The organism is Acetatifactor muris, assembly GCF_024623325.1.
GTDB classification, from domain to species: domain Bacteria; phylum Bacillota; class Clostridia; order Lachnospirales; family Lachnospiraceae; genus Acetatifactor; species Acetatifactor muris.
Genome location: NZ_JANJZD010000013.1, coordinates 49,531 through 62,732 on the forward strand (window position 1 = coordinate 49,531; position 13,202 = coordinate 62,732).

Annotated in this window: 12 protein-coding genes; all 12 read right to left on the reverse strand. The window is 37.3% G+C overall.

The window, feature by feature from the left end:
* Positions 1–873 carry a sugar phosphate nucleotidyltransferase gene (locus NSB25_RS13745; RefSeq protein WP_330406129.1) on the reverse strand — a complete coding sequence of 291 codons (873 nt, stop codon included), beginning with the start codon at positions 871–873 and terminating at the stop codon, positions 1–3.
* 578 nt (positions 874–1,451) lie between these two features.
* A complete protein-coding gene (locus tag NSB25_RS13750; protein ID WP_103240217.1) occupies positions 1,452–2,894 on the reverse strand; it encodes an HAD-IIIA family hydrolase in 1,443 nt (480 codons plus the stop codon).
* 341 nt (positions 2,895–3,235) lie between these two features.
* A complete protein-coding gene (locus NSB25_RS13755) occupies positions 3,236–4,711 on the reverse strand; it encodes a flippase (protein ID WP_103240218.1) in 1,476 nt (491 codons plus the stop codon).
* Positions 4,712–4,727: 16 nt separating this feature from the next.
* Positions 4,728–5,291, reverse strand: coding sequence for an SIS domain-containing protein (locus NSB25_RS13760; protein ID WP_103240219.1), 564 nt, complete (start codon positions 5,289–5,291; stop codon positions 4,728–4,730).
* Positions 5,292–5,319: 28 nt separating this feature from the next.
* Positions 5,320–6,285: an NAD-dependent epimerase/dehydratase family protein gene (locus NSB25_RS13765; protein ID WP_103240220.1), complete on the reverse strand. Its 966-nt coding sequence runs from the start codon at positions 6,283–6,285 to the stop codon at positions 5,320–5,322.
* The gene (locus NSB25_RS13770; protein WP_146040063.1) at positions 6,285–6,482 is read right to left on the reverse strand and encodes an LbetaH domain-containing protein; all 198 of its coding nucleotides are present in this window, start codon (positions 6,480–6,482) and stop codon (positions 6,285–6,287) included. Before NSB25_RS13770 ends, NSB25_RS13765 begins: the two co-directional genes overlap by 1 nt.
* Entirely contained in the window at positions 6,469–6,933 is a 465-nt protein-coding gene (locus tag NSB25_RS13775; protein ID WP_103240222.1) for an LbetaH domain-containing protein, read from the reverse strand. The genes NSB25_RS13770 and NSB25_RS13775 overlap by 14 nt, the downstream gene beginning before the upstream one ends.
* A gap of 16 nt (positions 6,934–6,949) precedes the next feature.
* Entirely contained in the window at positions 6,950–7,936 is a 987-nt protein-coding gene (locus NSB25_RS13780; protein WP_103240223.1) for a GHMP family kinase ATP-binding protein, read from the reverse strand.
* A 16-nt stretch (positions 7,937–7,952) separates the two neighbouring features.
* Positions 7,953–9,146 (reverse strand): glycosyltransferase family 4 protein, encoded by a 1,194-nt coding sequence (locus NSB25_RS13785; RefSeq protein ID WP_103240224.1) that lies wholly within the window; start codon positions 9,144–9,146, stop codon positions 7,953–7,955.
* Positions 9,139–10,650 (reverse strand): O-antigen polysaccharide polymerase Wzy, encoded by a 1,512-nt coding sequence (wzy, locus tag NSB25_RS13790; protein ID WP_103240225.1) that lies wholly within the window; start codon positions 10,648–10,650, stop codon positions 9,139–9,141. Before wzy ends, NSB25_RS13785 begins: the two co-directional genes overlap by 8 nt.
* 117 nt (positions 10,651–10,767) lie before the next feature.
* Positions 10,768–11,835 carry a hypothetical protein gene (locus NSB25_RS13795; RefSeq protein ID WP_103240226.1) on the reverse strand — a complete coding sequence of 356 codons (1,068 nt, stop codon included), beginning with the start codon at positions 11,833–11,835 and terminating at the stop codon, positions 10,768–10,770.
* 191 nt (positions 11,836–12,026) lie between these two features.
* On the reverse strand, positions 12,027–13,184 hold the full coding sequence (locus NSB25_RS13800) for an N-acetyl sugar amidotransferase (protein WP_103240227.1): 1,158 nt from the start codon (positions 13,182–13,184) through the stop codon (positions 12,027–12,029).
* Positions 13,185–13,202: the final 18 nt, after the last annotated feature.

Consider the following 13,202-nt stretch of genomic DNA (forward strand, 5'->3'; position numbering starts at 1 on the left):
CTATTCTCCACATAGTTTGATCCGCATCTTTTCAAGTTCCGGCAGTTGCCCCATATCCATCCAGTCTTTCTCACTGACCGGGAAAGCCGCAACCCGCTTTCCCTTCTGCCTCTCCCTTTCCACTATGTCAGGAAAACCGATTGGTACATTATCTTCCATATCTTCGATTACTTCTGGTTCGACAATATAGATACCAGTATTCGTCAAAAAAGACATGAGCGGCTTCTCCCTCATGTCCTTAATTGTCCCATTTATGCCCATTTCCACAACACCGTACGGAATGTCGATATTTTTGTATGCACAGATCATGGTGATGGTATTCCTGTTTTCCTTATGAAACCTCAGCATACTCTCGTAGTTAGCTGTCAGAAGAGCATCACAGTTGGCAAAAAAGAATGTATCCCTGAATCTTCCCCGCAGGAGACTTAACCCACCGCCTGTACCCAACGGCTCTGCCTCATCATACCAAGTAATATTATAATGATTTTCATTGTCTGCAAAGTAGGCCTTCATCAGATCTCTTTTATAATTTACAATAATGTGAAATTCATTGCAGTTATAGGATTGGTATTCCTTCATGATGTGTTCTATAATCGGCAGGTCACCCACAGGGATCAACGGTTTGGGCAGTACCCGGGTGAATGGATCCAGTCTGGTTCCCTTTCCTCCTGCATTGATTACTACCGGAATATCTAATGCTGCCCTCTCTCTGCTTTTTTGTTTATCTCGGGTATAGACATCTATCATCCGCCCCTGTTCATCTATAACAGGAATTGCAATATAATTCTGTTCATGGTACATCAATTTTGCTTCTGATTGCGTATATGCAAATTTAGGCTTACAATTAGCCGCCTGCATAATGTTGTCAGACATTTTCCCTCCGGCCAAGAGAAAGCGCCTTATGTCGCCGTCTGTCACACAGCCAGCAAGCACTCCTCGCTCATCTGTCAGAAATAAGATACCTTTCGCATTATGATCAATTTTTTGCATTGCTTCAGAAGTTGCAATCAAACTGCTACCCACTAGCATATTAAATTTGTCCATACTTAGTCACCAAACTAACCACTTAATTCCTCACTCAAGAGGTGTTTTAGTATCAATTGCCGTCTCGCCATTTACCAGTTTCGACATATTCTAAACCTCTCGTATTATCAAAAAGTCTATTTTATAACGCAGGCTAAATGCTTTTCTGGCATACATTGTCTAACTTTCTTACTCTGCCGTATATTTTCAAGAGCATCAGCAACGCTTATGAAAGATGGCATTTCATCTATTGAATATAATTGATCTATTACATCCAATCTCCCTTAGGTATATGTTATCATTGCATCTCTGAACTGATTATACTCAAGGGTTGTATTATCGTACTGCTCATTGATTACCTCCCTTGCCTGAGTATGACATAATATAGCATCCTGCATTTTTCAAACATCCAATCTCATTATCGATTGCTATAAAATCTGCTCTACCGCTTCTATGAGTGAGTTGCAGGTTAAATCTTGTCCAAACTGACCATTTTCTTTATTGCCATCATGTTGATTGCTATCTGTGTCACTTCCAATCAGCAGTACCGTTTTTGTTCCTGCATTTTTACCACATAGTACATCATTCCTGCTATCGCCAATAAACCAGCTAGAGGTCAAGTCAATATTATAATCTTTTGCCGCTTTAACCACCAGTCCTATCTTAGGTTTTCGACAATTACAGTTTATTTTAAGAGAAGAAATTTCACCTGTAAATCCTCTATCCGGATGATGCGGACAATAATAAAGAGCATCAATATATGCTCCCGCTCTGCCCAGCTCTGTTTCCAGCTTATCATGAATTTCACCCAATAATTTATCTGATACTTCTCCTCTTGCAACCACTGGTTGGTTTGTGATGATAATACACAGGCTCCCCGAAGCATTAATTCTTTTTACCGCCTCAGCCACCCCATCTATTAGCTCAATCTGGTCTACACTTCTTATAAGACCTTTATACTTGTTTATTGTTCCATCTCTGTCTAAAAAAAAGGCTCTTTGTTTGTACTGAAGATTCTTCCTTTTTATCATTCCTACTTTGAAGTCACATAATACTTGCTCAAACCGTTCTGGCGTTCCCATATCTTTAACATACTCAGGTGAATCATAACAAAATATTGCTCCACTGTTTTTATCCCCACACAATGGCTTGAGTAGCTGACGATCCAAGTCAACTTTCACAACGCTCCCCTGCGAGTTACTTGTCCCAATCAATTCAGGAACTATTGTGCCATTCTTCACCGCTATGTCCAGCACTTTTCTATTCAATATATGCAATCCTGCATTAATCCTGTTTTTAAAGTATACTGGTCTTTTATCCTCTTTGGCAAGCCATTCTATTACCCGGCAATCCATATCAGCAACAACTACCGAACTGTCAAAAGGATGAGAATTGGGATGGGTAAAAAGTGTTGCCCACCCCCCTTTCTTCTTATGATATTCCACAAAGCGCCTAATATTTACATCAAATACAGAATCCGCAGTTAGAAGCAAAAAGTCTTCATCAGCACCATCCTTTAGGTCATCATATATTTTATAAAGTGCTCCTGCATTTCCGAGCGGAATTGCCTCATTAAAGTAGGAAATAGATACTCCAAATGGTTTTCCTGTAGCACGTGAGACACAAGTCCCATCGCCAAAGTAGTCCATAATAATCGATGAAAGGTATCCAACCGTAATAATTATCTTATCAAATCCCTGTTCGCGAAGGGAACATATTTCCCTTTCCAGCACTGGTATTCCATCTATCGGTAAAAGTGGTTTGGGTATATCAGGTGCTTCATTATATAGTTCTGGATATTGCACAGCAAATTTCTTTGTTACAGAAGTAATGCGCGTTCCTTTGCCTCCTGCCATTATAACTACTTTCACTGTCTTGCCCTGCTCCTTAAATTAATTTATGCCCCAATACATTTCTGCATTACTGCCCTGAACTGTTTTATGAATAGTTTCAGATATTCTGATTCTTTAAATGATTCTTAGCGATAATCAAATCAGCCATTTCATCTATACACAAGTCAATAATATTTTTTCCCTTGCTTCCCCTTTGGCAGGATTAAAGGCAAAATTTTGTTTTTATACATTACTTCTTCGCCCTCTTCTTACATATTAAAATCAACAAATTGTTTCTGAATCTCTACATTTCATGTCTCTTCATTTAATAATACTTTCAAAATCTGAAGAATTTCATGACAGCCAACGTACCTACGCCATTAACTCTTTTTGCTTTTTGATTTTATATTTCCCCAAAGAAAACGATTTACTTCTTTTACTATTTCATTTCTAAAAACAAAATGTGTAATATAATAAAGCAATGCGGAAATAATGGCTGCAAAAAAGAATTTATACCTTGAACTCCAATGTATAAATTTAACAATGAAATAAACAGTACCATTTGATAGTAATCCGATTGTCAGCGGCATAATATCTCTCATTAAGGATATTCTCATGTTTCTTAAAACATCCCGACTACTGTATACGGTGATAACAAAAACCATAAACTCCGATACCAGTGTTGTGATTGCTGCTCCAAAGCACCCCCACTTAGGTATAAAGACTAAATTCAATATCAAATTCAATGACGCACCTGTTACCGTTGCTGTCAAAGTAACTTTTTCCCTATCCATCGGAATCAATATTGCAGAACTCATTATCATATTGCCTGTGGCAAATAACAAAGTAACCGCCAATACAATTAACGGTCTGAACGCATTTGTAAATTCCTCTCCTGAAACAAAGAGTATCATGTCATTTCCATACAAAACACAGATAGACGAGCAAAATATAACAAAAATATAAAATGCCTTAACTACTTTATTCAGTAATACATAATAAGCCCCTTTTTCTTTACAGAAATAGCTATGTAAATATTGTGTCAATCTAGGTATAACTACAATAATTCCTACTGACACCATGACATGAATTACATTGTAAATTTTTACCGCAGCACTATATATCCCCACCTCCGAATCATCACGCAACCAGCCTACCATAGTAATATCGGCATTAGTATATATTGCTGACGCAACATTTGTAAAAAATATAATTGCTATTGGCTTAAAATATTGAACGCTTTCTCTGGATAAACGAGGGGTAAGCCTTACATGCTTTCGTGCATGAAAGTGAGTGTATATATCGTAGCCATTTGCCGCAATCATCAGGAAAAAAGTATATGCTGCAATATCCTGGACCGATCGCACACACAGTATTACCCCTATTACTGCAATAAATTCGCAAATAACTGTGCTTAATGCAATTGTTGCAAAGTCTTCATAAATATTGTAAATCCATTCTAATCCATAGGTAGTTAGAAGAATGCTTATAGAATAGATGTATATTAGTCTCTTATATGGATGAAAGAATTCAACAAACGTTGCCAAAAAAACAAATATTACATAAGAAAAAAAAGTTGTCACTATGCTGATCGCATAGAGTTGAGACGCTATATGTACTATATCTTTTTGATTGTTTCTAACTTTCGAACATTCTCTAATTGCAAAAGTACTGATTCCCATCATTGCAATTAATAAAAAATAGCTGTTTAGAGATTTAACAAATTCAACAGCGCCGACATTTGCAACACCAAGCTTTATTGCAGCATATTTATACATGACCATTGGAGCCACTATTGCAGCAACATTTTTTATAAACAATATGATTGAGTTCTTAATCAAGCTCTTTTGGTTCATAAGGTATGTTCCCTTCTCATTCCCTATGAGTCAGCGTATACATCATCAGGTGGTCCAGAATCATATGAATATCTTCTGTAATCTGCATATTATCCACGTTTATGTGAACATGGTGATCCGCAATACCTATCAGTTTTCCCCCATCATATCCCACAAACACTACGGTCTTAGCGCCATGCTCTTTTGCATAAGAAATAGCATTCACCACATTTTTAGAGTTTCCAGAACCGGAGATGCCAATCACTACATCACCCTCGTGTAGCTTATTTTTCAGAAGTTCGCGAAAAACTTCTTCATATGAAACGTCATTGGCAATAGCCATCATTGTGGGAATGTTATCTGAAAGACATTCAAAATCATACCGCTTGTCCAGCTTTTCGCTGACGCCTTTGTTAAAATCCGCCGTAAAATGAGATGCTGTAGAAGCACTGCCGCCATTTCCGCAGATAAAAATGCGCTGCCCCTGCAGCCGCGCATTTTCAAAGATATTCATCACCATATTAATATGATCAATATTCAAATTGTCGATAACCCGCTTTTCTTCCTCCAGGTATGCCTTGATTCCACTTGTGTAATCCATTTACTATTCCCCCTCATAAACTTCCATTTTACATTTTCGCCGCTATCATATCAGTTACAGTCTGCCTTACTGCTTCATCCGAGGTATGCCTTGGCTTCCAACCTGTAGCAAGGATTTTGGATATGTCATATTCAAATCTGGGAACATCTCCCTTCCAACCGCAATCACCGCCGGTATATTCAAATTGCACTCCATCCAGCCCCATTTCCCCCACCACGATCTCCGCAATTCTCGTCACAGTAGTACCCGCACTGTTCACACTGATATTAAAGACATCCTGCCCCGACTTCCATTCCTTTGTGAGGTGTGCTATGGCATCAATGAGATCAGACACATATATATAAGGCTTGCATTGGGTACCGTTCCCAAGAATCTTAAGTTTATGAGGGGATTGTTTCAACTTATTCATAAAATCAAAAATAACTCCGTGTGTCAGGCGCGGGCCAATGACATTCGGAAATCGAAAAACAACCGAATGAAGATTACACATATACGTGTAAGAAGATATCAACGCTTCTGATGCAAGCTTTGCTCCTCCGTAATAGGATATGGGTTGTAATCCGCCGGTTGTCTCACTCAGTCTTTCATCAAATCGCTCACCATATACGGCCGATGTTGAAGCAAAAAATAAATTCCTGACATTTACCTTTCTCATCCCTTCCAAAATTGTCCTTGTGGTCTTGAGCGTGTTACTCCAGTCAACTGCCGGTTCCTCACCGCCCTTTCGAATATCAGAGTTTGCTGCCAAATGATAAACCGTATCAATCTTATTCTCCGCAAACACTTTGTCCACGCATTCCTGATCTGCAAGCTCCAGCATATAAAACCGAAAACGCCCCTTCCTTCCCAGTTCACTGTCATCCAACAGATGCCTTATATTCCTGTCGCCAAAACACAACTTATCTGCCACAACCACGTCCTCACCCTCAGCAAGTAATCTGTCCACTAGGTGACTTCCTATAAATCCTGCCCCTCCTGCAACTAAAACTGCCATTAATTCATATCCTCCCCGCTAAGTTCATCCCATTTTTGACAAAAAATATCTTTGGATGCAAATATTTTTTCGTCCTCCCAATTCCACCAAGTCATTTTATTAATAACATCAACGGATGCATTTTCAAACCGATATCGCAAAATTCTGCCCGGGTTGCCCACAACAATCGCAAAATCAGGCACATCATGCGTCACCACGGTGCACGCTCCAATTACCGCCCCATTTCCAACTTTTACCCCCCCTAATATAACTCCCGTTTCCAATCCATACATCATTTCCGATGGTTACAGGCTTGGGCTTATCATGATATAAATGTGCTTCGTCTATTATCTCCCTAAAAATCCTTGGCGACGTCGTCAAGAAACAAAGCGGATGTTCCCATGTTCCTATTGAGCAAAAGTTTCCAATGGAACAAAACGCCCCTATCTCCGCAGAAATGATATGCGTACAGGAACCAACATAACTATACCTTCCAACTTTGACACCAGCCTCAACCACACTATTTTGCCCTATGTTGACGCGAGCTTCCAATATTGCATCGAAGGACACATTAATAGAGTCTATCATGCAATGAGGAAACCGGTTCCTCAGTCTTCTCATCCTAATCTCTTCTCTTAAGAATTTGGGAATAAGCTGTTTTATTTTCATAAAATGTCCTCACCTTTCAGAAATCGTCCCTATCCACGTGAATAATCGATGCACCGGAATTATCCATTTCAAAATTCATTTTACGAAAGTCCGCAAGGCTTTTCTCTACAGCCTCCTGCCTGTCTTCTGGCACATAAAACAACATAAACCCCTGACCACCGGCGCCTAAAAGTTTTCCGCCCGTCGCTCCGGCTTTCATTGCTCTTTCATAGACGCCATCAATCAATGTGTTCGAAACGCCTTTCGCCAGCGATTTCTTTAATTCCCAATTTTCTCTGAGCAACTCGCCCATTGCTTCTACATTATTTTTTTGCAGTTCATCCCTTAATATCCTTGTAATCTCACACATCTGCCGCTGTATTTTTGCCTTGTCAATGTTTTTCATATTCTCCGATTGCTCTTTTAAAATGTTTGATGCGGAATGTGTACCTCCCAAATAGAACATCAGAAGTCTTTCTTCCAGTCTTTTGTAACTGCTGGCTTGCATGATAATTGGTTCAACTTTGACAAAACCATTAGAAAGAAACTCATAATAATTCAAACCACCGAATGCAGCGGCAAACTGATCCTGTTTCCCTATAGGTTCATTCAGCTTATTAATTTCCAAGTCGCATGCATCTTTTGCCAGTTTATATTTGCTGATAAATTCTCCCTTATATGTATGCAATAGTTGTAAAAGAGCGACTGTAAAAGAACTGGAAGACCCCAGACCTGTTCCTGCAGGTATATCTGCCGCAGAACTGATTTCAACGCCGGTAATATCCATAGATCTTAGACATTCCCGAAAATACTTATGCTGAATATCGCCATATGATTTTACAATTTCTGTCTGAGAGTATTTCAACACAATTTGATCTTTGTAAAAATAATTGTGCAATGTAAGGTACATGTATTTGCGTATTGTTGTACTAAGTACACATCCGCCGTATTTTTCATAAAAAGAAGGGAGATCGCTGCCTCCCCCACAAAAGCTTACTCTAAATGGTGCTCTTGTAATAATCATCTTAATCCACCTAAATTCACAATGACTTATCTTTCATTATTTCATTTATCAATGAAATATATTTTTCAAACATGCTTGTTAAAGAGTATCTTTCCTCATAAAGCTTTCTGGATTCCATGCTCATTTTTTCCAATACTCTTTTATCTCTACATACTCTCAATATGGCTTTTTCCAGTTGCTCCTGGTTATCCGGAGTGATCAGTACCCCATTATTTCTTATAAGTTCTCTGCATCCGCCCACATCGCTAATGATAATTGGCAGTCCATTGCGTAATGCCTCAACGCCTGTAGCCGGAACCCCTTCATCTAACGAAGGAGAAACAAATAAGTTAGCTCGGTCTAAATATTCTACAACATCATTTGCAAAACCTGCAATTTCCACATTCTGAAGATTATGTGCCATAACATACTCCTTGCAATGATCAAGTTCCGGACCACCTCCGACAACAGTTAATTTTATTGTCGGATCATTTATTTCCCGAATAGCCTTTAATAAGGCCATCTGGTTTTTTCTCCTGCATACCGTACCCGTAGTTACAATGTGAATATAATCATAGCTGTGTCTGTATTTGCATTCGATATCTTCCCTACCTACCGGTATATAAATACATTTAGAGGCATAATCCTCATGTTCCCGCGCAAACTTTTTTTTTGCCGTTTCAGATACAAATACTAAAGCCGTGGATTTTTTATATATTTTCGCCTCCAGTTCTTTCAGAAATTGATATACCTTCCCCTTTTGCATACCCGGATACTGTGCAAAAAGCTGTCCGTATAATTCACCACTATTATGCATTACATAGATTATTTTTTTATTTAGTCCGTCTTTTAACACGTAATAAGCAGTATTTGTATCATTTATAATAACTACATCCGCAGAAGTTATCTCTTTATCATAAACATCCACAACTTCTTTTGCAGGCATTAAACCACTTTTTTTAAGAATAATTCTATTTCCTAATTGAAGCTTCTTAAGTACCTTTATTACTTTCTGCTTCAATTTATATTTTGTGCTATTAACATACCTGAGTTCACTTTGTAAGGCTTCCTTTTCATCCGCATGATTTTCATTCATTCCTCTAATGCAGATATTTAGCTGTATTCCCTTCGTATAAAAGTAATCTTGATTATCTTTAAACTTCTTGACATAATATGATAATCCATTCAATCCATTTAATTCCGCATAACACAACACTGCTGCCCTAACCATAAGTACCTCCTACTGCATTGTCAAGTTTTCCGCCTTCCATGACTCCGTGTATACCCCTCTTTAAATGAATTTTCCCTGTAAGCAGCCACACTGCAGCAACATAAAAAAAAGCCCATTTTACAAAGGTATAAGAATCAAATAGCATCTCGGCTCTGGGTGCAAATAGTATCTGGTTAATAAATAGAGCAGAAAAATACCGTATAAATCGGCTTGTTCTTATCTTCTTCGAAACAAACACAATCCATAATGAAAATATGATTGATCCAATTAAAACCCCGGGAAAATAAAACTCAGACATTTCCGCGATAAAGTTACTACCCACACCGGCACCGGACAAATAATATTCTTCAGATAATGAATAAGTAATCTGATGATTCAGACTCGCCCTCATCTTAACCATTTCAAGATTTTGCCCCTTCGCCATTATATCCGGAAACAAAACAATAGATACTACCCTCACAATTGGTTCCAATGCATACGGCAGATTATTTATATTCAGCAAATCACGATATTGATAATAATAACCGGCAATATTTAAACTGCTGGCAGTTGTTTTCAAAAAATTAAATATTGTATCTGGCAATCCTCCATAGTCAAATGTTGTGCCTACCCTTATAAAGGTCATCGCCTGCATAGCAATAATTAACAATACTGCAAATATTCCAATCGCAACCGTATTAAACTTTTTCCTATATACTTCATATCTAAATATCAGGACAAAAAGTATCGGTATAATTGCAGCAGCGCGGGATCCCTGCATAAAATGAATTGCCATACAGCTTATATACAATAGACCACATTTGTCAAATTTTTTCCCGTCTTCTTCTGATGAACATATTAGATAAAATGACAATATAAAAATATTGTACAACACCTTTAATACGAAATTAACAGGCCCTGTCATTGTAACACCATTTTGAAATGAAGCAACATATCCAATATTTAAAACAGCTAATGCATACTTGATACTATACAGAATTGCAAACGAGTAGGTAAAATAAAAGGCCCTTCTCGCCCATAATAAAATGGCTTTGTCATTTGGATACAATTCCAATAAAGGTTTATTCTCTTTTGTTTCTACTTTGTCTGACAGGGCAATGGAATAAAAAACAGATAAAAACAGGATATAATACTCTATTATCACCATTTTCGTTTTTGTTTCCCACGTAAAGTACTGAATTCCCAGCGCAGTATCTCCAAAATCTGTTAGCCCAAATACTGTAAAAAATACTGCATTTAATGAAAACAGTGTCAAAGTAAGCAAAAAACCTGTTTTTATACTATATACACCATATCTTTTTATTGATACATATAAAACAAATATATATATAATAAATAATTCTATCTGAAGTAAATTTAATACGATAGGATTAAATCTACTTAATTCTGCCCCTAAAAAATTAATAACATTTATACAGATCAAAATTACTATTGTAAAAAGTTTTGAACTAGAAATATGCATCCGGCAATACCCTACCTCTATTTTTGTTTTCTTGTCTCTCATCCTGCGGATATTTTCTGCAAACGATAAATCATAAAAACTGATAAAATACCATATAAGCAAACCTTTATAATTTCTTCTGACGCTGATGAACGATATATACAAGCTTGAGGACAGAGCTTATGTTATATTAATACTACTCACAATTTGCTGGCAATTTTTTTCAAATTCACTCAATGTATAACATACTTTTACATTCTCATGTGTTTCCTGCAAATCAGATAACACCTTAAAATCTTTTAATTCATATACAATAATTGGATTATCATATCCTGCTCTAATATAATCATATGCCAAGGTACTTGGTCCGGAAAAAATAACATCAAAATTCATTTCCTTCTTTTTTCCCTCCACAAGCTTCATCCTTTCCCTGTTTAGAAAATTCTTTCTAATTTTAGATAAAGGATGGAGCATTACAATATATTCTGCATTAAAGCAATACTTTTCTACCAGTCGAATGAGCTCGGTCATCTCCTCAATCGGGGTATCAATAATTCCAATTCGCTTACCACTTTTTTCAGTATATTGAAAATCTACAGAACTGACATATTCAGTTTGATATTCACAATTTGAGTTCAATATTATCTGATTTTTAAATTTCTCAACTTCATTTTCATCAAAAGCTATAATTCTATTCACAGGTATTTTATGAGGTAACTTCATGTTATTACTTAACAGCCCATGTTGCCTCATGCAATATTTTTTCCCAAATTGCACTGACAGAAGAGCAATCTGTGTCGTCAGTCGATCATAATGTCCATATCCCCAAATTTGATCAGCCTTATATATAGAAAAAAATTCTCTCCAAAGAATATAATCCAAAAAATATCCAAAAGGGATCTCTTTATTTTTCTTTAGCCTACATGCCATGATTATAAGCTTTATTCTCGAAAAATACCCAATATATGATACATGTGTCAACATCTTGTGATAATCAAATATACTCCTTGATGTTAATGCGTATTGTAGTGTAAGAATGTCTTCATGACCTTTGCGCCTCATTTCCGCCTTACCGCTGACAACAAACAATTCTGAGGAATCTGCTTTATGGTACTTATTAAAAAGACAGATAAAAAGAGAGTACCAACAGACCTTCGTCCCGTTTTTCGCTCTGCCAACTGCTTTATCGTTTTCAACTATCTTACTTATATTTTCATAATCACATTTTTTAATAAGAATTCTTTTCATAACTCAATCGAATAACCCCAATGGACCACTATTACTTACACACCTAAAAAGTGGGAGTGCAAACGCTATTACTGGCTACCACTAAAAGTCAACTTCCTCACTATCTTCTTTTCTTGATTTTTCCGATCGTTCTGTTATATTCTTCTTGATTATGTTAGAATATTCAAAAATCTTCAACAAATAGGAATTCTTCAACGCCTAATCCTCTTCTCAATCCCCAATTTCTCATATATCTTAATTCCAAAGTCATAAAGCTTCTCTTGACTTTTGAATTTCTCCACGCATTCCGGCAACTCATGATATGACCACAGCTCCTCTTCAGTAATCTCTAAACGTTTTGCCACCTCACAAAACAATTCTCTGCTTTCTTCTTCACTCAGCGGCGGCTGATCCAGAATTTTAAGCGCTTCATCCCTGGTCATCTGTTCTGTGATTACTAATGTAGACAGCCATACTCTACGGATATCATGACCAAACCTGGTCGGCACCCAATATCCTTCAAGGAACTTTGTGATCAGATCCTCGAAGTGCTTTTGTCCATATGGAATATATCCATATTCCTGACATAATGTCTCTGTCATTTCCTTCTTTGTAAAGGGAACCAGATTTAATGGCTTCAATGTTTTGACTCCTAATACATACGGAATCCAAAATTTGTGCTTAAAACCTGTTGTAAATTCATAATGCTTAATTGGCTTCTTACAATGTTTCTTGATTACATCCTTTAAATAAGTCCCATCGCCAGTGGGTCCTCCCCCTCTTCCCCAAGACGCCGGATCAGCTACAGCTTCTGTAGCAATGTTATATCCATTCAAGATATATTTAATACCAAGCTTTCTTGATAGTTTATCAATCAGTGCTATAAATGCGTGATCTTGAGGTACATCTAAAGATTCAAGTCCTGTACGAAACCATGCTAACTGTAATTCCCGCATTTCTTCCCAGTCCATCTTTTCGATGTGCAATTCAACCTCAAGCTTATCTGTAAGTCTCCTGATATTTTCTTCTGCCACAGGAAGATTCCAGCCAGCATCAATATGGAAAACATACGGTCTCAGTCCCCACTCCTTAACTGCCAGATGAAGCATATATGAGCTGTCCAGACCGCCAGATAAGCCTAAAATGCAATCATACTTTTTCCCTTTTCCACTTTCCTTAACCTGTTTAATCAGTATGTCAAGTTCTTTTTCATGTCCTTTTCCATGATTCCATTCCGGTAAAATGCGCTCTTTGTACTCGTTACAACGCATACATACGCCATTGGAATCAAAAATAATATCCTCGTCGCTGGTATCCATTACGCAACATTTACAAATCTTATATGGTCTATTATATTTACTTTTGATCATTTACTTCTTTCTCCATTC